The 22,337-nt window shown below is 58.7% G+C and carries 21 protein-coding genes; 14 read left to right on the forward strand and 7 right to left on the reverse strand.

What is annotated here, in order from left to right:
• The first annotated feature begins 93 nt into the window (after nucleotides 1-93).
• The 5 genes from secA to ACLI1M_RS03180 all read left to right on the forward strand — a co-directional run bounded on the left by secA (nucleotide 94) and on the right by ACLI1M_RS03180 (nucleotide 5,417).
• Complete coding sequence (gene secA, locus ACLI1M_RS03160) at nucleotides 94-2,679, forward strand: preprotein translocase subunit SecA (protein ID WP_239205926.1); 2,586 nt, start codon at nucleotides 94-96, stop codon at nucleotides 2,677-2,679.
• Nucleotides 2,680-2,819: 140 nt separating this feature from the next.
• Nucleotides 2,820-3,638: a hypothetical protein gene (locus ACLI1M_RS03165; RefSeq protein ID WP_248099690.1), complete on the forward strand. Its 819-nt coding sequence runs from the start codon at nucleotides 2,820-2,822 to the stop codon at nucleotides 3,636-3,638.
• 585 nt (nucleotides 3,639-4,223) lie between these two features.
• A complete protein-coding gene (locus ACLI1M_RS03170; protein ID WP_023020783.1) occupies nucleotides 4,224-4,634 on the forward strand; it encodes an HAD-IA family hydrolase in 411 nt (136 codons plus the stop codon).
• The gene (locus tag ACLI1M_RS03175) at nucleotides 4,634-5,149 is read left to right on the forward strand and encodes a DUF6912 family protein (RefSeq protein WP_023020784.1); all 516 of its coding nucleotides are present in this window, start codon (nucleotides 4,634-4,636) and stop codon (nucleotides 5,147-5,149) included. Before ACLI1M_RS03170 ends, ACLI1M_RS03175 begins: the two co-directional genes overlap by 1 nt.
• A 16-nt stretch (nucleotides 5,150-5,165) precedes the next feature.
• On the forward strand, nucleotides 5,166-5,417 hold the full coding sequence (locus ACLI1M_RS03180) for a hypothetical protein (RefSeq protein WP_049359376.1): 252 nt from the start codon (nucleotides 5,166-5,168) through the stop codon (nucleotides 5,415-5,417).
• Here the strand turns inward: ACLI1M_RS03180 and rsgA are convergent.
• Both rsgA and aroA read right to left on the reverse strand, forming a co-directional pair.
• A complete protein-coding gene (gene rsgA / locus ACLI1M_RS03185) occupies nucleotides 5,414-6,439 on the reverse strand; it encodes a ribosome small subunit-dependent GTPase A (protein ID WP_086587999.1) in 1,026 nt (341 codons plus the stop codon). The genes ACLI1M_RS03180 and rsgA overlap by 4 nt on opposite strands.
• Nucleotides 6,432-7,733: a 3-phosphoshikimate 1-carboxyvinyltransferase gene (gene aroA / locus ACLI1M_RS03190; RefSeq protein WP_034655798.1), complete on the reverse strand. Its 1,302-nt coding sequence runs from the start codon at nucleotides 7,731-7,733 to the stop codon at nucleotides 6,432-6,434. Before aroA ends, rsgA begins: the two co-directional genes overlap by 8 nt.
• Here aroA and ACLI1M_RS03195 point away from each other — a divergent pair.
• On the forward strand, nucleotides 7,732-8,379 hold the full coding sequence (locus ACLI1M_RS03195; protein ID WP_023020788.1) for an SOS response-associated peptidase: 648 nt from the start codon (nucleotides 7,732-7,734) through the stop codon (nucleotides 8,377-8,379). The genes aroA and ACLI1M_RS03195 overlap by 2 nt on opposite strands.
• Here ACLI1M_RS03195 and ybaK read toward each other — a convergent pair.
• Nucleotides 8,365-8,868 carry a Cys-tRNA(Pro) deacylase gene (gene ybaK, locus ACLI1M_RS03200; protein ID WP_023020789.1) on the reverse strand — a complete coding sequence of 168 codons (504 nt, stop codon included), beginning with the start codon at nucleotides 8,866-8,868 and terminating at the stop codon, nucleotides 8,365-8,367. The genes ACLI1M_RS03195 and ybaK overlap by 15 nt on opposite strands.
• Before the next feature lie 28 nt (nucleotides 8,869-8,896).
• On the opposite strand from ybaK, the gene ACLI1M_RS03205 reads away from it, so the two are divergent.
• The gene (locus ACLI1M_RS03205; RefSeq protein WP_023020790.1) at nucleotides 8,897-9,508 is read left to right on the forward strand and encodes a sigma-70 family RNA polymerase sigma factor; all 612 of its coding nucleotides are present in this window, start codon (nucleotides 8,897-8,899) and stop codon (nucleotides 9,506-9,508) included.
• Nucleotides 9,508-9,780, forward strand: a complete 273-nt coding sequence (locus ACLI1M_RS03210; RefSeq protein ID WP_023020791.1) for a mycothiol system anti-sigma-R factor — start codon at nucleotides 9,508-9,510, stop codon at nucleotides 9,778-9,780. The genes ACLI1M_RS03205 and ACLI1M_RS03210 overlap by 1 nt, the downstream gene beginning before the upstream one ends.
• Nucleotides 9,781-9,887: 107 nt before the next feature.
• Here ACLI1M_RS03210 and ACLI1M_RS03215 read toward each other — a convergent pair whose 3' ends face one another.
• Together ACLI1M_RS03215 and ACLI1M_RS03220 are read right to left on the reverse strand one after the other, a co-directional pair.
• Nucleotides 9,888-9,962 carry a 50S ribosomal protein bL37 gene (locus ACLI1M_RS03215; RefSeq protein ID WP_100067784.1) on the reverse strand — a complete coding sequence of 25 codons (75 nt, stop codon included), beginning with the start codon at nucleotides 9,960-9,962 and terminating at the stop codon, nucleotides 9,888-9,890.
• Between the two features lie 83 nt (nucleotides 9,963-10,045).
• Complete coding sequence (locus tag ACLI1M_RS03220; RefSeq protein WP_005322377.1) at nucleotides 10,046-10,306, reverse strand: WhiB family transcriptional regulator; 261 nt, start codon at nucleotides 10,304-10,306, stop codon at nucleotides 10,046-10,048.
• A gap of 496 nt (nucleotides 10,307-10,802) precedes the next feature.
• Here ACLI1M_RS03220 and ACLI1M_RS03225 point away from each other — a divergent pair, with 496 nt between their 5' ends.
• Nucleotides 10,803-11,291, forward strand: a complete 489-nt coding sequence (locus ACLI1M_RS03225) for a hypothetical protein (protein ID WP_239205912.1) — start codon at nucleotides 10,803-10,805, stop codon at nucleotides 11,289-11,291.
• Between the two features lie 74 nt (nucleotides 11,292-11,365).
• Here the strand turns inward: ACLI1M_RS03225 and ACLI1M_RS03230 are convergent, their stop codons facing one another.
• Nucleotides 11,366-12,604, reverse strand: a complete 1,239-nt coding sequence (locus tag ACLI1M_RS03230; protein WP_248099688.1) for a hypothetical protein — start codon at nucleotides 12,602-12,604, stop codon at nucleotides 11,366-11,368.
• A complete protein-coding gene (locus ACLI1M_RS03235; protein WP_023020794.1) occupies nucleotides 12,601-13,926 on the reverse strand; it encodes a DEAD/DEAH box helicase in 1,326 nt (441 codons plus the stop codon). Before ACLI1M_RS03235 ends, ACLI1M_RS03230 begins: the two co-directional genes overlap by 4 nt.
• Nucleotides 13,927-13,997: 71 nt before the next feature.
• On the opposite strand from ACLI1M_RS03235, the gene ACLI1M_RS03240 reads away from it, so the two are divergent.
• The 5 genes from ACLI1M_RS03240 to ACLI1M_RS03260 all read left to right on the forward strand — a co-directional run bounded on the left by ACLI1M_RS03240 (nucleotide 13,998) and on the right by ACLI1M_RS03260 (nucleotide 22,329).
• Nucleotides 13,998-14,222 (forward strand): DUF3107 domain-containing protein, encoded by a 225-nt coding sequence (locus ACLI1M_RS03240; RefSeq protein ID WP_023020795.1) that lies wholly within the window; start codon nucleotides 13,998-14,000, stop codon nucleotides 14,220-14,222.
• 61 nt (nucleotides 14,223-14,283) lie between these two features.
• A complete protein-coding gene (locus ACLI1M_RS03245) occupies nucleotides 14,284-15,222 on the forward strand; it encodes a DUF3152 domain-containing protein (protein ID WP_023020796.1) in 939 nt (312 codons plus the stop codon).
• Between the two features lie 9 nt (nucleotides 15,223-15,231).
• Entirely contained in the window at nucleotides 15,232-16,017 is a 786-nt protein-coding gene (locus tag ACLI1M_RS03250; protein WP_023020797.1) for a hypothetical protein, read from the forward strand.
• Between the two features lie 32 nt (nucleotides 16,018-16,049).
• Entirely contained in the window at nucleotides 16,050-19,157 is a 3,108-nt protein-coding gene (locus ACLI1M_RS03255) for an ATP-dependent helicase (protein ID WP_248099817.1), read from the forward strand.
• Nucleotides 19,150-22,329 carry an ATP-dependent helicase gene (locus ACLI1M_RS03260; RefSeq protein ID WP_248099687.1) on the forward strand — a complete coding sequence of 1,060 codons (3,180 nt, stop codon included), beginning with the start codon at nucleotides 19,150-19,152 and terminating at the stop codon, nucleotides 22,327-22,329. Before ACLI1M_RS03255 ends, ACLI1M_RS03260 begins: the two co-directional genes overlap by 8 nt.
• Nucleotides 22,330-22,337: the final 8 nt, after the last annotated feature.

Here is a 22,337-nt window from a genome sequence, read left to right on the forward strand (position 1 = left end):
CCTATGCGCTAGGCGGAAGGTGCTTTGTTAATGCGAGTGAGTACAATAGCGACGAGTTAACTTTATTGTCGCGACTAGAAGGACTAACTAACCGTGTTTGGACTTTCCAAGCTGCTGCGCGCAGGCGAGGGCCGTACGGTCAAGCGCCTGGGCAAAATGGCAGACGACGTAATTGCCCTTGAGGATAAGTACGCGGAGCTTTCGGACGAAGAACTTAAGGCAAAGACCGATGAGTTCAAAACTCGTCTTAAAGACGGCGAAGAGATGAATGACATCTTGCTCGAGGCATTTGCCACCGTCCGCGAGGCTGCCTGGCGCGTCCTCGATCAAAAGCACTACCGCGTGCAGATCATGGGTGGCGCGGCCCTGCACTTCGGCAACGTTGCCGAGATGCGCACCGGTGAGGGCAAGACCCTGACCTCACTCCTGCCTGCCTACCTTAATGCGCTTGAGGGCAAGGGCGTCCACATCGTGACCGTCAATGATTACTTGGCAAAGCGCGACGCGGAGATGATGGGCCGTGTCCACCGCTGGCTCGGCCTGTCCGTAGGCGTCATCCTGTCTGAGATGCGCCCACCAGAGCGCAAGGCTGCCTACGATTGCGACATTACTTACGGCACCAATAACGAGCTAGGTTTTGACTACCTGCGCGATAACATGGTGCGCTCCCTCAATGAAGTGGTGCAGCGCGGTCACAACTTCTGCATCGTGGATGAGGTTGACTCGATTCTTATCGATGAAGCCCGAACCCCGCTTATCATCTCCGGCCCAGTAGACGGTTCCTCCCAGTTCTACAGTGTCTTCGCCCAGCTGGCACCGCGCATGCGCGAAGGCATCCACTACGAGGTAGACCACAAAAAGCGCACCATCGGTGTGCTGGAAGAGGGCGTGGAATACGTAGAGGATCAGCTCGGCATCGATAACCTCTACGCCCCGGAGCACTCCCAGCTGGTGTCCTACCTGAACAACGCCTTGAAGGCCAAGGAGCTTTTCACCCGCGATAAGGACTATATCGTCCGCAATGGTGAAGTCATGATCGTCGACAGCTTCACCGGCCGCGTGCTGGCCGGCCGCCGCTACAACGAAGGCATGCACCAGGCCATCGAGGCCAAGGAGCAGGTAGAGATCAAGAACGAGAACCAGACGCTGGCTACCGTTACCCTGCAAAACTACTTCCGCCTCTATGAGAAGATCTCCGGCATGACCGGTACGGCAGAGACCGAAGCCGCCGAGCTGCATTCCATCTATGGCCTGGACGTAGTGCCGATTCCTACCAATAAGCCAAATCAGCGTGCGGACCACTCTGACCGCATTTACAAGACGCAGGAAGCCAAGTTCGCCGCCGTGGTGGACGATATTGCTGAGCACGTCGAGGCCGGTCAGCCAGTACTGGTAGGTACCACCTCTGTGGAGCGCTCCGAGTACCTGTCCCAGCTGCTATCCAAGCGGGGAATCAAGCACAACGTGCTCAACGCTAAGCACCACGAGGAAGAGGGCCAGATCATCGCCCGTGCCGGCCGTCCTGGCACCGTAACCGTGGCTACCAACATGGCCGGCCGTGGTACGGATATCGTGCTTGGTGGTAACCCCGAGGTCATCCTCGATGAGAAGCTGCGTGAGCGCGGCCTAGATCCATTCGAGGATGAGGAAAAGTACCAGGAGGCCTGGGAGGCAGAGATCGATGCCGAAAAGGAACACTCCAAGAAGTTGGGTGACCAGGTCCGCGAGGCCGGTGGACTCTACGTGCTGGGTACTGAGCGCCACGAGTCGCGCCGCATTGATAACCAGCTGCGTGGTCGTACTGGCCGCCAGGGTGACCCGGGTGAGACCCGCTTCTACCTGTCCATGCGCGATGAGTTGATGGTGCGCTTCGTGGGACAGTCCATGGAGAACATGATGAATCGCCTCAATGTGCCGGACGATGTTCCAATCGAAGCCAAGATGGTCTCCAACTCCATTAAGGGCGCCCAGGCGCAGGTGGAGAACCAGAACTTTGAGATGCGTAAGAACGTTCTCAAGTACGACGAGGTGCTTAACGAGCAGCGCAAGGTGGTCTACGCTACCCGCCACGATATCCTCGATGCCGGCGATATTCAGGACAATATCCGCGGCATGATTGATGACACCGTTTCCGCTTATGTCGCCGGCGCTACCGCCACCGGCTACGTGGAGGATTGGGACCTAGATGCGCTGTGGAACGCATTGGATTCCCTGTACGGTCCCACCATTTCCCACGAGGAACTGGTCGAAGGCTCCGAGTATGGTTCCCCAGGTGAGCTTTCCGCTGAGCAGCTTCGCGACGCTTTGGTAGAAGACGCCAATAACGAATATGACAAGCTAGAGGAATCTGTAACCGCAATTGGCGGCGAGCAGCAGATGCGCAATACCGAGCGCATGGTCATCCTGCCGATTATTGACCAAAAGTGGCGTGAGCACCTCTATGAGATGGACTACCTCAAGGAGGGCATTGGCCTGCGCGCGATGGCGCAGCGCGATCCGCTGGTGGAGTACCAGAAGGAGGGCGGCGAGATGTTCAATGCGATGAACGAAGGCGTCAAGGAAGAGACCGTCCGCCAGCTCTTTATGCTGCGCAAGCAGTTCAAGCAGCAGGAAGAGGAACAGGCCGGTGAGTCTTCGACCGCTGCGAACAACAACGGTGGGGATACCGTAGAGGCCTAAAACCCGGTGTTCTTTCTCAAACTCCGCCCCGCACCCACTCTTAAAAGTGGGAGCGGGGCGGGTTTCTTTTTAGGGAAAAATGAGTAGAATATAAGAATCTTGTCCAATCTGCTTGTTTCCTGTGAGGAACTCCACTGACGATGCGTCGCCGTTCTTTGCGTCTAGGAATTACGACGCTTCTGTCTGCTACCTTGCTTGGTGGCGCCACCCCAGCCATGGCGTATGAGATGCAGCGCGACTCTGCGTCTTCTCTGCGCATCATCTTGGACTCGGGCGAAAAACTAGAACAGGACAACGCGGCAGCGGCCATTTTGGCTATCGCTACCCAGCGTAAGGAAGCGTTGGTGGCAGATGGAATTTTGTCGCAGGAGAAAGCGGATGCTGCCTTTGACCATTATTTTGGCGCATCCCGGCTCAATACTGCGCGCGCCGATGGCAATATCTATGCCACACCGCTCGATTTCCCGTGGGAGCCCGAAGCGCGTCCACAATCGCGGGAAGGCAAGCAGTTCACCGAAGCTGCCGTGCTGGATTACCTTGACGTGCTGGGTGCCAACTATGCCCAGGCGGTGATTCGCGCCGAGCTGGGTGAATTCACTAAGGATCTGCCGCAGTCCACTGCAGGCAATGCAGAGTCTTCTCCGCGGCCACAGAGGCCCGCCACCGGGGATACAGGCTCCGCCTTCCCGGATGAGTTCCCGGATTACGCGTCAGCGCTGCGCGATATCGTCACTATCACCAAGCAGGTCAATGCTCCCTTGGAAAAGGCCGCAGCAACCCACCGTGGTGTGAATACCGTACTCGCGGATGGCACTGCTGATGACAATTCCGGGCTATCCGTCCTGGAAGGTGGTCTGCTGACTACCGGTATTGCGGCGCTAGCAAGCGCTGCCGGAATTGGATGGTCCGCACTGAACTGGTCCGATATTCTTTCTCAACTCGGCCAGTTCATTTCCTAGGCGGTGAGGTCCGTTCGCATAGCTTAGAGCAAGCGGAACGAGGTTAATCCCGTGTGACTGGCTGATCCTGTAAAAGCATGCTGCTGTTGACCTATATAAACAGAGCCGAAATACTCTCCGTTTGAGCGCGCGTGCAGGCTTGTCATTTGCAATCTGTCCGTGGTGTAGGGGCTGGAGCGTTGGCGCACCCACGAGCCAATATGCAGCCGGATTGCGTCCGAATAGCGCGCGGAATTGAGGTGAGCTAGCGGCCGATAGCCGGCAGCAACCTCGAGTGCGAAGATTACCCAGCCTTGGATGCGGTGTTGGGCGGCGACCTCCGCGGACGTCGGCAAGCGGCCGTAGCGCACGCGATGAGGCGCGAGGAAGAGTTTGAGGTGTGAGTAGCCAGGGATGGGCTCGTACATGATGGGGAAGTAGTGCTCCTGAATAAGGGCAGGAGGCGGACGCGTGATAATTGTCTCATGCCCGGCCCGCGGCCGCCATTTCTGAGGGTTTCCTGAAAGGGGCGGCCGCGAATGCGCGCGCGGTTCGCTATACTCTCGGGGAGTTAAAGAGAAAATCGTAACCAAAGGATTTAAGTACATGCGTGGTCTGATCGTTGACTATGTCGGCGTCCTCGACGGCACCGAAGAAGATAACCGTCGCTGGAAGGCGCTGCTGGCCGCTGCCAAGGCAAATGGCGCGGCAACCGCCATCCTCTCCAATGACCCGGGCGGTCCAGGCGCGGAGCACATTCGCGAGTGGGAGTACCGCGGAAACGTAGATGCAGTTATTCTCTCTGGTGAGGTTGGGGCGGAAAAGCCAGAGGTCGCTGCATTTCAGGCGGCCGCAGATGCCCTAGAGCTTCCGCTCAATGATTGCGTCATGGTTGATGATTCTATTCTCAACGTCCGCGCCGCCGTGGAAACCGGCATGGTGGGCTTTTTGTACACCAGCTTTGATCGCGTTTCCGTAGAAATCCAGGCTGTCTTCGATATTGAAGGTGAGTTTTAGTGGCTAAAGCCCGCGTCTACATTCCCGCAACCTACGCCATGCTGGCGGAATTGGAAGAAACCGGTTCCCTTTCTGCGCGCTCCGGCTGGGGTTTCATGGTGACACCAGCGCTGCAGGATTTCTATACCGAGGGCGATGAAGAAGAGATTGCCTACTCGGCATTCCTCGAGGCATCTATGGCCTCTATGCGCCTTCTGGCCATCGGCGATGAAGAAAAGTTCCCGCATCGCCGCGTGGTCATCTCCGTGGACTTGGATGATTCTGTCATCACCCCGCGACCGGATATGGGCGAGCCGGTGGTAGAACTCCAGCCGGCGCAATTCAGCAAAGACGATCTAGCGGCCATCCACGTGGATATTGCGGAATCCGAAGAAACCACCGCGAAGGCCATCGAGGCTATTGACACCGCAGACCTTGGCGATGAGGACGCGGAGCTGGCCGTGGGAGATGCACTGGATAAGTTTATGGCCTTTTATCACCCCAGCGAGCTGCCTTTCCTCGTAGAATTGCTCTAAAACTGAAGGAGAAAACATGACTCAGCGTTTCAAGAACCTGGCTGCAGCCACCGTTACCGCAGGCGTAGCCCTCATTTCCGCGCCAGCCGCGCTGGCGGCCGATACCACCCCGGCCGCAGATGCCGCTGCCGATGTCGTGCCCACTACCCCGTGGCTAGCATTGCTAGAGACCTCGTCCCAGGGCACCTGGGGCCAGATCCTGGATGTGGTCTTTGGCATCGTAGATGTCCTGCTAGGCGTTATGGCCGATACCGGTTTCCACCTTTAATTTTCCCAGTCCACGTTGGTGCGCAGGGCCTCGAGCAGGCCGCGCACCGCGTCGCGCCGCCGCGCACTGGCGGTATCCGGAGGGATAAGCGCAGGGTCATCCAGCCCGCATTCTGGGTCCGCAGGCGGGCCCATATGCGTACAACCACGGGGGCAATCCTCGACGGCGGCTGCAAGATCTTCAAAGACACCGAGCACGTCATCTGCATCCACGTGTGCGAGGCCGAAGGAACGAATGCCGGGGGTATCGATAATCCAGCCGCCAGAGTATGCATCATCGGCGGGGAGGGGAAGCGCTACCGATTGGGTAGAGGTATGCCTGCCTTTGCCTACGCCCGATACTTCCCCCGTCTCCCTATCCGCATCCGGAACCAAGCGGTTGACCAGGGTGGATTTGCCCACGCCGGAGTGGCCGATGAGCGCGGTGACGTGGCCATCGATGTGCTGGCGCACGGACTCGAGGCCGTCTTCGACGCCGGCTTTCACCACCGTGACATCAAGATCAGCAAACTCGGCCGCGAACGGCTCAGGATCCGTGAGATCTGTTTTAGTCAGGCACAAGATCGGGTGGATATTGCCCACGAAGGCGGCGATGAGGGCCCGCTCGACAAACCCGGAACGCGGTGGTGGATCGGCCACGGCGGTGACGATGAGCATCTGGTCCGCATTCGCCACCACGATGCGCTCGTAGGGGTCGGTGTCATCGGCGGTGCGCCGAAGAACGGAGGTGCGCTCTTCCAGCTTCACTATGCGCGCTAAGGTGTCTTTCTTGCCGGAAGTATCGCCCACGACACCAACGCGGTCGCCCACCTCGATGGCGGTGCGGCCGAGCTCGCGGGCACGCATGGCGGTGACCCGCGGGCCGTCATCTAGCGCGACGCCCCATCGCCCACGGTCTTTGGTGATGACCATGCCGAACTTGGCATTTTTATGTTTGGGACGGTCCTTGGTGCGCGGCCGCGAACCCTTGCCAGGGCGCACGCGCACGTCGGATTCATCAAAGGAACCGAAACGCCTAGCCATTGCTCTCCTGTTGTTCGGGGTCCAGCATCGTCTCCCACATGCGGTCGAAGCCAGGAAGGGTCTTCGAGGTGGTAGAAATATCCTCGATCTCTATGCCCGGCACCTTCAGACCGAGGATGGCACCCGCGGTGGCCATGCGGTGGTCCGCGTAGCACGGCCATTCTCCACCGTGGAGAGGGACGGGGTCGATGTGCAGGCCGTCGGCAAGTTCGGTGACCTTACCACCGAGGGCGTTGATATTATCCGCCAGCGCCTTCAAACGGTCGGTCTCGTGGCCGCGCAGGTGAGCTATGCCGGTAAGGGTAGAGGGGGTGTCTGCCAGGGCGCACAACGCAGCGACGGTAGGGGTGAGCTCGCCAATATCACCCATATTGCGCTCAATACCCTGCAGCGCTCCGTCTTTGGAGCCCTTTGCAGTGACAAATCCCGGCTCTTGGGTGACCATAACGCCCATATCCACCAAGATATGGCGAATAGCGTCGCCCGGCTGCGTGGTATTGGCGGGCCAGCGCTTAATGGTCACGCGGCCGCCGGTGACAGCAGCGGCGGCAAGGAAAGGCGTGGCATTGGACAAATCCGGCTCGATGTTCCACTCTCGGCCGGCGATCGGGCCAGGGTGCACGGTCCACGTATTCTCGCCGGAGTCTACGCGCACGCCTGCCTGGCGCAGCATGCCCACGGTCATTTCCACGTGCGGCAAAGAGGGCAAGGGGCCGCCCTCATGGGTTAGGGTGATGCCCTTTTTAAAACGTGCACCGGCTAGCAGCAGTCCGGAGACGAACTGCGATGACCTAGAGGCATCGATGGTGACCTCGCCGCCTTCTGGCACCCCGTGCGAGCGCACGGTGAAGGGCAGGCTATCGCCGTCCACCTCTACGCCAAGGTGGCGCAGCGCATCGAGGGTGGTGGACATGGGGCGGGCGTAGGCCTGCTCGTCGCCGTCGACAAGCACGGCGCCATCAGCCAAGGCTGCAACCGGCGGGATAAAGCGCATCACCGTGCCTGCTAGGCCGCAATCTACCGTTGCGCCCTTGAGCGGGCCTGGGGTGACGTGGATGTCCTCGCCGTCGTGCTCGAAGCGCACGCCCATAGACTCCAACGCCTTTTCCATCAACTGCGAATCCCGCGAGACCAGCGGAGCGCGCAGGGTAGAGGGGCCATCGGCCAACGCGGCCAGAATGAAGGCGCGGTTGGTAATAGACTTCGAGCCCGGCACGTGCTGGGCCCACGTAATGGGGCCTGCCGCTTGCGGGGCGGACCATGGTTGAGACATATCGTCCATAATAGAGGGCATGTGCGGAAGATTCGTTCTTTTTACCGAGTCCCTCCTTGATGAGGTGGGAGAGCTGCCCGGAGTCACCGAGGTACATGCCCCGCAAGGAACCCCAGGACCCCGCTACAATATTGCGCCCACCCAGCCGGTGGCCATCGTGCGCGTGCGCGAAAGCCTTGCTCAAGTCGATCCTGCGCGGTGGGCGCTATTGCCGCACTGGAAGAAAGATCTTGAAGGCCCGCCGCTGTTTAATGCGCGGGCGGAGACCGTGGCCTCCAAGCCTTCTTTCCGGCACGCTTTTAAGGGGCAGCGCTGTCTCATCCCGATGAATGGTTACTACGAGTGGCGCCAGGAAAAGGGCGGCAAACAGCCCTACTTCGTGCGCGCGGAGGAAGGCCTGTTGTGGGCCGCAGGCCTCTGGGACACCGGCTTAGACCGCCTGTCCGCCACGATCATTACCACTGCAGCCACGGAAGAAATGGAGTGGCTGCACCACCGCCTGCCGCGCTTTTTGGCGGCCGAGGAAATGCGCACCTGGCTAGAGGGCAGCCCCGAGGAGGCCGCCGAGCTGCTCTTGCCGACGCCCCTGCGGGGCTTCCACACCCACCCCGCCGACAAGGCCGTGGGCACTGTATCCAACGACTATCCAGAGCTACTCGGCGAGTAGATCGGCAAAGCTGGCGTCACACAGCTGCGCGAGGTCCTCCGCATTGAGTTCGATATCTAGCCCGCGGCGCCCGCCAGAGATGAAGACGGTATCGAAAAGGATGGCGGTTTCCTCGATAATGGTGGGCAGTGGATTCTTCTGCCCGAGCGGGGAGATGCCGCCGGGAATATATCCGGATGACTTAGAGGCGTCGTGCGGATCGGCCATGGCGGCTTTGGAAACATTGTGTGCGACTGCGGCTTTTTTCAAGCTCAGGTGGTGGGTAGTAGGGATAACGCACACCGCCAATTTGCGCTTTGGTCCCTTGCCCGCGGTTAAATCGATGACCAGGGTTTTGAGCACGCGCTCCGGCTCTACGTCTAGAGCTGCGGCGGCGTGATCACCGAAGTGATCGGTGCCCGCTTCAAAGGTGTATACGTGGTGCTCGATACCGGCGTCTTCTACAACTTTGAGCGCTGGGGTGGCTGCGTGCGGGGACTTTTTAGACATGACTGGGATTCTAACGCTAGGCGTTAGTATGGAAATTGTGGCTAAAGAAACAATCAGCGAAAAGGAGCTGCAGCGCCGCTTTGAAGCGGAAGCGCTGCCCCTGCTAGATCAGCTCTACGGTGGTGCCTTGCGCATGACGCGCAATCCCCAAGACGCTGAAGACCTAGTGCAGGAGACCTACCTCAAGGCCTATAAGTCCTTCCATTCCTTTACTCCGGGTACGAATCTCAAGGCATGGCTTTATCGCATCATGACCAATAACTACATCAACTCCTACCGCAAGGCGAAGCGCCGGCCAACGGAGTCCTCGGCTGATGACTTGAGTGATTTTCAGCTCTATACCACCGCCGGACATGATTCCACCGGTCTGGAATCCGCCGAGGTAGCCGCGCTCAAGGACATGCCGGATTCCACCATTTCAGAGGCCATGAATGACCTGCCCGATGATTACCGCATGGTGGTTTACTACGCGGATGTGGAGGGCCTGGCATATAAAGAAATTGCGGAAATCATGGACACTCCTTTGGGCACAGTGATGTCTCGGTTGCACCGGGGAAGAAAACTACTCCGAAAAGCGTTGAAAGACGTGGCACGAGAACAAGGTATTGGATTAGAACACCCAGACATGGAGGAGAAGTAATGGAACGCGCAACGGAACACAACTGTGGTGCGTGTAGCTCCCCAGAGGTACAGGCCCTCCTGTGCGAGCTTCTCGATGAATCCACCACCTATGCCCGCGCGCTTGCCATCCGCGAGCACATCGCCCAGTGTGATTTTTGTCAAAAACGCCTCGAGAGCGAGGAGATTATTCGTTCGCTGGTGCGCAACTGTTGTAACGGGCAGGCCAAGGCGCCGCAGGCGTTACGCCGCCGCATCTCGGTTGAAATCACCCGCATCGAGACCACCTGGTAGTGCGGACATACGGCACGGGCTGCTAAGCGGCCTGCGCCGATTCGGCAAAGCAAAAGCCCGGCTCCTACGGTCTGTGATGACCGTGGGCCGGGCTTATGTGCTGTGCGTTATGCGCCAGGACGCTTGCCGTGATTAGCGGACTTCTTGCGGCGATCCTTGCGCTTGCGACCACGCTTGCTCATTGCGCACTCCTTCGTTGAGGGTATCTGAACTTTATTCAACTTTAGCGGCTAAGGGCGCCGAAACGAAAATTGGGGGCCGATGATTAAGCGGAAACGCGGGCGCGTCCACGGCCGCGGTTGCGGCGGCGCTTGAGGGCGCGGCGCTCCTCTTCAGATAGACCGCCCCAGACGCCGGCGTCCAAGCCGGACTCCAGTGCCCACTTCAGGCAGGAAGAGGCAACGGGGCAACGGTTGCAGACCAACTTGGCCTTAGCAATTTGGGTAAGTGCAGGACCAGAATTGCCTACTGGGAAGAACAGTTCGGGGTCTTCGTCGCGGCAAACAGCTTCGTGGCGCCAATCCATGATTGATATCTCCTAACAAAAATTCGACAGCAGAAAGCACAAGCACTTTTCATAAAATGAAAAGCAACCAATGCCATGGGTGGGTGGTTGTGTGAACTGGTCTGCGCGCAGTGGGGCCCGGTCTCGAGGTCGGGCCAGCGTCGCCGCCGCCAATGGTCCACATTGTGGTTACTTGAAGTTTCCTTCAAGTTAAGAAGAGGTTTACGTCCTCTTTCTTTTTGCTACCCCAGAATCATGACATGTTTACTCAGGCTCCGCTAGGGGTAGAGGCGAAAATGTGTTAAACATCACTGAATGGAAAGTGGTGTGGGGGTCATTTAGATAGACGCTGGAGTTGAAAGAAGCCTGTGAGAAACGCGCTGAACTGGCGCATTGACTGAAACTACTTGAGTGTGGTGACTAGAGAAGCGTCAAATCTGTCCGGTTAGCCCTTGCCCCCGCGAAACCTGAGTGGCGCACAAGAAAATGGCGTTGCCCGTGAGTAGACTGTGGGCTTGTGTCCAAACAAAACAAGAAGGTAAACACAAAGCAAAATGCTGCCTCCACGCGGTCGATTAGTGGGGAAGAAAAGACCCAGCACGGGGCGCCGCAACCAGTCCTCGTGGCCGCAGCACTCGCCGTGATTCAGTCCATCGCCGTAATCTGTTTTGGCATCTTCCTGATCGTGCGCGAATTGACCGGTGCGGAAAACGGCTCCATGGTGTCGGATTCGGGCTCTGGAAGCTTTGTGGGGCTAGGCACCGCACTCTTTATCTTTATCGTGTTTGGTTTTGTCATCATTGGCGCTTGGGCCATGGTCAAGGGAAAGCGCTGGGGTAGGGGAGCCATTATTTTGGTGGAGCTAATCTTGGCGGCTAGCTCCTTCCAAATGTTTAGCGGTGGATCGCCGCTACTGGGCGCGGTGACATTGCTGAGCGCCGCAGTGGTCATCTTCTTGCTGATGTTCGTACGCGCCTCCACTGAGTGGGCGGCAGCAAACTTTTAAAGTCGTCTTCACGTGTAAAAGGCCGCGCCCGGTAAAACCCGGAATGCGCGGCCTTTTTATGCGATGGTGGGGTACTAATCGGCGCTAAGGCCCACTACGTTATCGCCGCGGGTTTCCACAATGGTGTCACCCGCTAAGGTGAGATAAACGGCACCGCGGTAGGCGCCGCGGTCAACCGGGACGGTCCGCAGAGTCTTGCCAGTGGACCAGTCCATGACTGCAATTCCTTCTTTGGTAGGCACCAGCATCTGCTCGTTGACAGCGATGGGGGTGCCGATGGCCTCTTCCACGATGCGATCAACCGAGAGGTCGCTCGGCTTAAAGAGGTAAAGCCGGGAGCCATCAAACCAGGTCATATGGTGCGGCAAGTCCGCAGTTGCCGGCGCGAAGGGGGAGTCGCCGGTGTCTATAGCCGGAGAAGGCTCTGCTGGGGAAGAGTCGAGCTTTTTACCTTCTTTGTTATATGACTCGATGGAGGGGTGTGGTCCTGGCCGGTATACGGCGGCGGCCTTTTGGCCTACGGCGACAAGGCGGGCGCCATTGGTGGCAATGTCCACATCGGCGGCGATGTCCGGTTGACGGGAATCATCGGGGGTGGTGTCTTGGAAGCGCAACCAGGTGGTATTCGGCTTATCGGGGCAGGACTCGGTCAGGGCTAAGTTCTCGGTACGGGTAAGGGCCGAGGTGAGCGTGCAATCCTCATGCGGTTGCTTGTCCGGTTCTTGTTTTGCCTCCACGTCACCGTATTCCACGGTACGTACCATATCGGAGCGCCACAGATCGATGCGGTCGGTGGAGACCGTTCCTATCCGGTCATTGGAGGATATGGGTACCACCTCGTCCGAATTTATGGCACTACGGGTGCTGTCATACTCACCAGTCGCGGCATCAATCGCCACGGTATCTCCGCAGCCCACACCGGTCTTATAAGTAGCTACTATCTTGCCCCATGCAGCAGACAGTGAGCATAGTTCGGCATCAGTGCGCTCATAGGTCCACGCTTCGGAACCGTCCGGATTGGTAGCCGTGAGCGTGTGATCCGCATGTGTGATGGTCAGGCCGTGCGCCGAAACCGCTCGGTATTGGCCAGGCACCGGTTCATTGGGGAGGCTGAAGGACTCGTGGAGGTTAGTCGGGACTGTGGAAAGTGCGGGTGCATCCTTTTCCCCAGGAACGGCCGCCTGGCTCAAATGTGCCTGATTGATATTGGCAGTGACGGCTGCACCGCCTACCGCGATGGCGCAGACCACGGCAATGATGCCGGTGGCCTTCCAATCAGAGAGCGTGGAACGCAAAATGGGAGCCTTAGTCATCGGCGGCCTCCTCGTCGGCGCCGGGAGCTGCCGCGGCGCGCAGTGGTACGGGTGGGGGATTTCTCGCGGACTGAAACCTGGCCTACAACCTTGGTCTCGGGGCCTACGGTCTCCTCAGCATCCGCGGGGATGTCTAGCGCTTGGGCCAGCTCTGGGGAAGTAGAAAACCATTGTGGCGGCTCCGGCTCTCCCAAATCCAGCTCATCGTTAATGACTTGCCATTTGCCCAGCTCATCGTAGCCCACCAAGGTGATGGCGGTACCGGTATGCCCGGCGCGACCCGTGCGACCAATACGGTGGACAAAGGTCATTGGATCATCTGGTACCTGGTAGTTGATGACGTGAGTGACATCATCGACGTCGATACCGCGGGCAGCAATATCGGTGGCGACCAGGATGTCTACCTGGCCGGAGCGGAAGGCCTGCAGGGATTTCTCGCGGGACTTTTGCCCAAGGTCGCCGTGGACGGCTCCCACGCGGAAGCCGCGCCGGGCGAGATCATCGGCCAAATGGGCGGCCGCTCGCTTGGTGCGGGCGAAGATGATGGTGCGCCCGCGGTCGGCAGCCTGCAGGGCGTGCGCGACGATGGCAACCTTATCCATGCGGTGAGCTTGGAAGGTGACCTTGCGGGTGGAGGAATGAGTGAAATCCTGCTCGCCCGATTCGGCGCGGATATGGATGGGCTTATCCATAAAACGGCGGGCCAGCGTTAAAATCGCGCCCGGCATCGTAGCGGAAAAGAGCATGGTCTGGTGCGCATTGCCATCCAGAGCCTGCAGGATGGCCTCCACCGAGGGTAAAAAGCCCAAATCTAGCATCTCGTCGGCTTCATCGAGTACCAAGATGGCCACCCGGTCTAGTTGCAGATTGCCGCGCTCGTGGAGATCGATCAGGCGGCCAGGTGTACCGATGATGACATCGGCGCCCTTATTGAGCTTTGTGATCTGTTCCTCGTAGGGCCGGCCTCCGTAGATGGAAACCAAACGCACCGGTATGTCAGCGGCGGCTACCTGCAGGTCTTTGGTGACCTGCTGAGCAAGCTCACGGGTGGGGACCACCACGAGGGCGCGCGGGGTGCCATCGAGCTCTTCGATATCGGCATCATCAAAGACACGATCCAAAAGCGGCACGCCAAAGCCGTAGGTTTTGCCCATGCCGGTGCGCGCTTGGCCAATCAAATCCTGACCGGACAAAGCGATGGGCAGGGTTAATTCCTGGATTGCAAAAGTACGCGTGATGCCACGGGTGGCGAGTCCATCGCAGATTTCGGCCGCAACGCCGAGTTCCGCGAAGCTCGGTGGCTGGGATTTTATGTCAGACACACCTTGATAGTAGCCGGGATGGTTATAGTGGGGCCATTGACAATAAAACTCTAGTTAGAGGAGGAACCCTCATGGATATCAAGTTTGGCTTCGCAGACACCGCTCGCGAGCTGGTCATTAGCGCTGCAGGTGACCAGGCTGACCTGACGCAGAAGATCAATAGCGCCCTGGCGGATAACTCCACCTTGGAACTGGAAGATGACAAGGGCCGCAAGTACCTCGTGCGCACTGACCGCGTGGTCTACGTTGAGGTGGGCATTGCGAAGAAGCACGCCGTGGGATTCGCCGGCGCCTAAAGACGAGCACACCGGTCTGCTGATTCAGATTTTTAAAAATAAACGGGTAACCTAAGGCCCCATGGAAGACAGGGAGACTCGCCACGCTCACCGGAGCCAGGGCCATTCGCCGGACCACCCTAATGCGGTGGTCCGGTTTGCGCGTCAATATGGCTGGTGGCGCGTGGTGGCTATCCCTTTGATGATCGCCTTGACCATCTGGTTCATTGTCGATATCGCCACCGCTTCCTCCTCTGAAGAAGGGGCGGAAGAAACTACCACAGCTGCCCCGACGAGTGCCGAGAAAATCGGGCCTGATCCGGCTGATGCGGAAGCGGTCAAACGGGAAATTAGTGAGATGCCGCCCGGTGGGGCGTTTACCAAGCAGGGAAAGGGCACTTTCCATGAGGTGGGCGAGCCCGGCGCCGTAGCCGGTAAGGGTGGCGCGCAGAAGGTGCGCTATTCCATCGAGGTGGAAGATGGCCTCAATACCGCACCGTATGGCGGCGATGATTCTTTTGCAGCCATGGTGGAGGCCACCCTTTCTGATCCGCGCGGCTGGACCGCGCACAAGGACTTCGAGTTCGAGCACGTGGCCTCTGATGCGGATCCAGATACCCGTATCCAGCTGACCTCCTTGGGTACCGCCGCGGAGCGGTGCGGGGAGAAAATTGAAACGGAAACCTCCTGCCATACCACCATTACTGGCGAGTCCACCACGGTTATTAATGAGGCTCGCTGGGTGCGCGGTGCGACGCCGTTTGAAGGCGATATGGGTAACTACCGCCAGTACGTTATTAACCACGAGCTGGGCCACGCCATTGGCTATGCGGCCCACCAGCCGTGTGGTGGGCAGGGCAAGTTAGCTCCGATCATGATGCAGCAGACCTTGGATCTCAATAACAAGGCATTGCACGATCGCAAGCCCAGCGAGGTCTATCCTGATGAGGACGTGACCTGTGCAGCTAACCCGTGGCCTTTCCCCAACCCGGATAATAAGGATCCCCACCAACCCGAATAGGAGTTAAGGATGCCGCTTCCCCCAGAGCATGTTTTAAGCGCCTTTCACGCGGAAACTGGTGCTACCGGTACTCGCCGCGCTCAGGGCGATCAATTAGGCCCGGTGTGGGATAACGGCATCAAGGTGGGGGACGTGGTCTATTCGCAGGCCAGTCCTTTTGCTGCATGGTCCGCCAAGACGCGCGAGCGCCTAAGTGTGCAAGGCGCCCGGGTTTCCCGGCCAATTTTATCTAGCGATGGCCGTCATACGGCCGCTGGCTGGAAGGCCACGCAGTTTATTCCGGGGCAGGTCCGGGGGCGCATTGATGAAACCGCACAGATGGCGCTGCGCCTTGATACGGCTATGGCCGAGGTGGCACTTCCCACCGGGCAGCGTGACGATGTCTTTGCTCGCGCGGAGCGCGCCGCGTGGGGAGAAACGGGGGAGGCCTATCGCCCAGCTCTGCTTGCCGACGTCCCTCTTATCCCCGCCCACACCGCTCTTCTCACCACCACGGTCTATCACGGCGCCAACCCGCCGGGAATCGTGGACATTGTGCCGAGCGAATTTCCGCGCCCAGCCGGTTGGAGCGCCGCCCTAGTCATCGTCGACGGGCTTATTGCTCAGGCGGTTGATGATGAGATCTGCCAACGCTTTAGCCACGTGCCGGGCATGCAGGAGCTGCTCTTGCGTGCAGTGTCGTATCGTCGTCATATCAACGATCTGCATCCTGCTTCGCGTTCAAACGCGCGTTCGCACATTGAACGGGTGGAGCAATATCTGGTGTCGCGGGCATCTGCCATACTGGAGCGGTGAGTTACGACCCCCATTCCACCGCGCGTGCGGGAGTGGTCCTCCCACCGTCCCCGCAAGTGCGCCTCGTTCCCCGTACCCCGTCCGCCACGGCCCGCAGCTGGCCGGTTGACCTGCCCGAATCCGGTTCCTGGAAAGTAACCGGTGCGGCAGGCAGTGGCGTGTCGAGCTTCCTTATCGATACCGTCATTCATGCCCTGGACAGAGCCCAGGAAACTGGCGCGGATCCCTCCGGCATTCTCGTTATTGCGCCCTCGAAGGAATCCGGTGCCCGATTGCGCCGCGAACTTTCTGAACGCCTCGAGAATTACGCCGCACAGACCTCAATGGTGCGGTCTGTGCACTCCTTGGCTTTTGCGTTACTGCGCACGGCGGCCGAGGAGGAGTTACGGCTCATTACCGGTGCGGAACAAGATGCCGTCATTCGGGAGCTACTTATCGGTCAAGCAGAGGACGGCCACGGTTCCTGGCCAGAAGAGATGCGCCCCGCGCTGGAATATGTGGGCTTTGCGCGGCAGTTGCGCGATTTCCTTTTGCGCTCCATTGAACGAGGTCTGGGCCCAGGAGACCTGGAGCGCCTAGGCCACGAATATGGCCGCCCTATGTGGTCCGCCGCGGGCGAATTTCTGCGCGAGTATGAGCGCGTGCAGCTCCTCTCCCGTTCCCATTCATACTCTGCTGCAGAGTTGGTTACCGCGGTTCTCCAACGCCCTGAATTACTGCGCGATCATCCCTTCCACACCATTGTCGTCGATGATGCTCAACTGCTCGACCCCACCGCAGGAAAGCTCATTCTTGGGCTAGCTGCGCAGGCCAACCTCGTAGTTGTGGGTGGAGATACAGCCCAATCTGTCTTTGCCTTTCGTGGTGCTAGCTCGCGCTTTTTGCAGGACTTTCCAGCCGAGCATGACATTGAGCTCACCGAGTCCTACCGCAGGCCCACACCGGCGTGCATCTCTATCGTGGATTCGGACGGTCGGCTGCGCGACGTCGTAGCTAATACCGTGCGCCGCCGCCACTTGGAAGATGCCGTGCCCTGGCGCGACATCGCTGTCATTGTGCGCTCTACTAGTGACATTGGCCAAATGCGCCGCACCCTCCTAGCCGCCGGTGTGCCCGTACATATCAATCCCACCGACGTTGTCTTGGCCGAACAGCGTTTGGTCTCCGCTGTGCTGCTTGCACTGCGCGCCTTGGAGGAGGAACTATCTAACTCTGAGTTGGAAGAACTACTCACCGGACCTGTGGGTGGCGCCGATCCTGTCACCCTGCGCCGACTGATCCGTGGCTTGCGCCGCTGGGATTCCACCACTCGGGGCATCGATAGCCTCCGGGGCCTTCTCTACGGCGAGCTCCCAGACTTCAACGGACAGCTCACTGAACGGGAATATTCGATCCTCGAACGCGTTCGTGCAGTGCTCAGTGCCGGCCGGGAAGCGCTCACTTCCGGCGCTTCGGTGGAGGAGATTCTGTGGGCCGTATGGAGTGCTACCGAGCTGGACAACCGTCTACAGGCCTCGGCCTTGCGCGGTGGTGCAACGGGCTCGCAGGCCGACCGCGACCTAGATGCAATGATGGCGCTTTTTGACGCTGCTGGAGACTACGTAGAACGCCGCCCGGATTCTTCACTGAGCGCGTTTTTGACCCATATCACTGAACAAGAACTTCCCACTGGCGTGCGTGACCGCCGTACCGCCATCCCGCAGGCCGTAGAAATCCTGACTGCGCACGGTGCAGTGGGCCGCGAATGGGATACCGTCATCGTGGCCGGCGCCCAGGAAGGCAGCTGGCCTTCGCTAGGAGAGACTGGCTCCATCTTCGGGCAAGAAGATCTCATCGATCTCCTCGACCACGATATTGATCCCGATACTCCCGTCAGCCACATTGCCTCCCGCTTGGCAGAGGAGCGTCGTCTCTTCCACGTCGCTACCACCCGCCACCGAAAGCGCCTGCTCATTACTGCCGTGGAGAATCCAGAGGGCGATACGGTCTTCGAGCCTTCTCGGTTCATCGACGAATTCGCCGGACGTGGTGTCGATGTTCCCGGTCAAGCTGCGCGTCGCCAAGCAAAGCGGGCGCTGCGCCACGCTCAACTTCCGCGCGAATTGGGCCTCGATGTGCCCGAACCCGCACCCGTATCTTTGCGCGATGGTCTGGAGATTGATCCACTCGATGTTGCGGTGCTGTCCGTGCCGGCCTTCGTCGCGCAGCTGCGCCGGGTAGTTAGCAATCCGGAATCCGGTGAGGTTGAACGCAAGCAAGCTGCCCGCCAGCTCGCGCGATTAGCGGCGGCCGAAATCCCCGGCGCCCACCCGGAGCAGTGGTGGTCGGCGCGTTCCGTTGCGGCTGAACTGCCGTTGCATACTAGCGGCAGTTTATCGCCCTCTCGCGTAGAAGCGTTGCTCAACTGCCCGCTCAAGGCTGTGCTGGGCAATGTGGCTGAGGATCCAAGTACCGAGGAACACCTGCTCCGCGGTACGTTGGCCCACGCCTTCTTTGAAGCCATTGGCCGCGGTATGGATGCGGAAAAGGCCAAGCTTTTGGTGATGGAGGCTTTCGAGCGCATCCAGGACGTCCCGCAGTGGCAATTGCGATTCAAACTCGATGAGTTTTCCGCGCTATTGGACCGCGCCCGCGAATGGGCGCGCCAATCTGAGGTCAATCAAGAACTAGTGGGCGTGGAAATTCCTGTGGGCGTACATGTCGGTGAAGGCGTGCGCATCGGCGGCTATATGGACCGTCTCCTTCGCGATGAAGAAGGAAACTACTTGGTCGTGGACCTCAAGACCGGGAAAAACCAACCGGCCAAGAAAGAAGCCGAAGACCATGTGCAGTTAATGACCTATCAGCTCGCGCTTGCCCACGGTGCATTCGACGGCCATCAGGTCCACGACGGTGAAGGAATGCCGCGCCAGGGAGGGGTGCTGGTTTACCCAGGCGCAACCACTAAGAAGATTGGCGAGATTTGGCAAAGCGATAAATCTCCGGAAGCACTCGAAGAATTCGCCGCACTTCTGCCCCCGCTGGTGGAGGAAATGCGTGGTCCGCGCATTACTGCGCGTACCAATAAAGACTGCGACAAATGCCCAATTCGCTCCATCTGCCCCGTGCAGGAAGAAGGAAGGATGACCACCGATGCCTAAGAGCAACTTTTCCCCACAGCAAATCGCTGCGGCCTTGGGCAAGGATTTCCCGCCTACCGACGAACAAGCCCATGTCATTGAAGGCCCATTTAGCCCTAAACTCGTGGTTGCCGGCGCTGGTGCTGGCAAGACAGAAACCATGGCCTCGCGCGTGGTGTATTTGGTGGCCAATGGTTATGTGCGACCTGAACAGGTTCTTGGCCTGACCTTTACCCGCAAAGCCGCGCAACAGCTGGAGCAACGCATTCGCAGGCAGCTGATTCACCTGCGCGATTCCGGTCTCATCCCACCAGGCAGCGATGTGGCAGAAGCATTAGAAAACATTGCGCCGAAGGTATCCACCTATGACTCCTACGCCGGAGAACTCGTTCGTGAATACGGCCTATTAGTTCCGGTTGAGCCCACCGCGCGCATCATTACTGAGGCCGAGCGCTATTCCTTAGCCTACGATGTGGTGCGCAATTACACCGGCCAACTAGAAGACGATCGCACCCTAGCCACAATCACCGAGACCCTGCTGAGCCTCAGCCAGGATATTGATAACGGTCTCAAAGACACGAGCCATATCGCTGAGCATGCGCGCGATTTTCGCGCAGATATCGATAACCTTGACAAATCGAAGAAGAATGGCCCCGAATACTCTCAAAAGCTGCTGGGCTATATCCAGACACAGGAACGCCGCGTGCAGTACGTACCGCTGCTGGAGGCCCTGAAAAAGGAACAATCCGAGCGACAAGTCATCACCTTTGGCGAGCAAATGTCTGTCGCCGCCCGAGTAGCGCGTGATTATCCCGTGGTGGGCAGGCAACAATCCCAGCGCTACAAGGTTGTCATGTTGGATGAGTACCAAGACACCTCCTATGCCCAGCGCGTTCTACTTCGAAGCCTTTTCGGCGGCGAAAAAGATGAATTGTCGGTTACGGCTGTAGGCGATCCAATGCAGGCCATCTACGGCTGGCGCGGCGCGACCTCTGAAAACCTCACCGCCTTCGTGGAGGATTTTCCAGTCGCGCCGGGCACACCTGCTCCGAAGGACCAATTGACCACCTCGTGGCGCAACCCTTCGGGTGCGCTGGATTTGGCTAACTCAGTGGCGGAGAGGGTATTTGAAGGTGTTGAGCGTCCCGTGGATGAACTTTCTGCCGCCCCACATAAAGGCGAGGGTGAAATCCAGCTGGCCTACTTTGAAAGCGAAAATCGCGAGCGCGAATTTATCGCCGAACATTTGAAAAAGCAGTGGGACAAACGCGAGGGAGACACCTTCAGCGCAGCGGTTTTGGTGCGTAAAAATAGGCAGTCCGCGCCAATCGCTGCGGCCTTAGACAAGGCGGGCGTACCCAATGAAATCATCGGTCTCGGTGGTTTGTTGTGGCAGCCAGAAATCCAGGATCTCGTGGCGATTGCCACGATGCTCGTACGCCCAGAAGATCTGTCTGCAGCAGTGCGGGTACTGGCTGGCCCTATGTGCGGTTTGGGGATTAGCGATATTCAAGCCCTCGCTTCGCGTCAACGAAACCTCGCCGGAGCAAGGGAGGAGCGCTTGTGTTGGGAACCAGGAATGGACCCGGAAGATTACCTGCGAGCGCAGTTGGAAGATGTCACCGCAGAAGAACCGGATCAGCGCGTTGGCCTTGCCGACGCCCTGGCTGACTTGGGGGAGAGGAACCGCTATACCCCACAGGGCCTTGCCCGCATGGAAGAGGTATCTGCCAAACTGCGGCACTTGCGCACCTATTCGCTATCCAAGCCGCTGGTGGACATCTTCGCTGATATTGAGGCATTGTTTAATATCCGTACCGAAGTCTTGGCGCGCGGAAGCGCGGGGGGAGCGACGCACCTGGATAAATTTGCCGATATCGTCGCTAGCTTCCACGGTGATTCCTTGTACGCACTCTTGGACTATTTTGCGCTTGCACTCGAAAAGGAAGACGGTTTGGACATGGGTGAGGTGCCTGCCGCAACGGACCGTGTGCAAATTATGACTGCGCATAAGGCCAAGGGCCTGGAATGGGAGCATGTCTGCGTGGTGCATGCTGATTCTTCTAGCTATAACGCGCAAGCGGAGACCTTCCTTAGCAGGATCGACAAGGTCCCGGGGGAGGACGACTATATTGAGGTCCCAGAGGATGCCGAAAAGCGCTCGCAGTTCCAAAACGCCTGCGAAGAATTTAAGAAAGCAAATAGTGCCCTAAAGGCGGAAGAATCTGCGCGCCTTTTTTATGTTGCATTGACCCGTACCGAATCCACGCTGACCGTTACTGGCTCGGGAACCAATAACGCTTCTGGGAAGAGCAAGAAGGCGCCCTATGAATACCTAGAGCGCCTGAAAGAGCAATTCCCGCAGTACGTGGTGGAATGGTCCGTGCCAGATGAACCGTCCGAGGAGGACTTTGGTGAGAGCGCACAGTTCCCAGCGCTGAAGGCTAACCCTGAGGCAGTTGCCGGTGCCGATGCGGTGCTTGAGGCAATGGAAGAACTTCCAGACCTCAGCCACGGTGAAACCTTTGAGTTGTGGGAGCAGGAAGCTGGCGCTCTTATTGAAGAATACAGGGCTCTGCAACAGCCGGTGGTAGACGTTGAGCTACCCAGCGAGCTGACTGCTTCTGACATGGTTGCGCTGCGGGCAGATCCACTCCAGTTCGCACGCAGGCAACGCCGTCCAGTGCCGTTTAAGCCGAATGCTTATGCCAAGCGCGGTACCGCCTTCCACGCGTGGTTGGAGGACCGCTTTGGCAGCCCTGCACTATTGAGCGAGGAAGAGCTGCCGGGTACTGATGAGGCGGCGGACTATGACTTGGAAAAGCTGAAAAAAGCTTTCTTGAGCTCGGAGTGGGCACAACGTCAACCGGAATACGTAGAAGCGCCCTTTGAAATCACCATCGGTGAGGCCGTGGTGCGCGGGCGCATGGACGCGGTATTCCGCTTGGACGACGGCACGTGGATGGTGGTGGACTGGAAGACAGGCCGCCCACCCCAAGGGGAGGCTATGGACGCCGCCAAGATACAGCTTGCGGTTTATGCAGAGGCATGGCGGCGTATCCATGGCGGAGAGAAGATTCGCGCTGCTTTCTACTATGTGCACGATGGTTATACCTTTGAGCCAGCCCGCCTTCCACGTGGGGAAGAGCTAAAGAAACTCCTTGAATCGTCAGTTGAGCACCAAAAGGGCTAAGGTATGTG

This window comes from Corynebacterium sp. LaCa54 (assembly GCF_046717495.1).
Taxonomy (GTDB): domain Bacteria; phylum Actinomycetota; class Actinomycetes; order Mycobacteriales; family Mycobacteriaceae; genus Corynebacterium; species Corynebacterium kefirresidentii.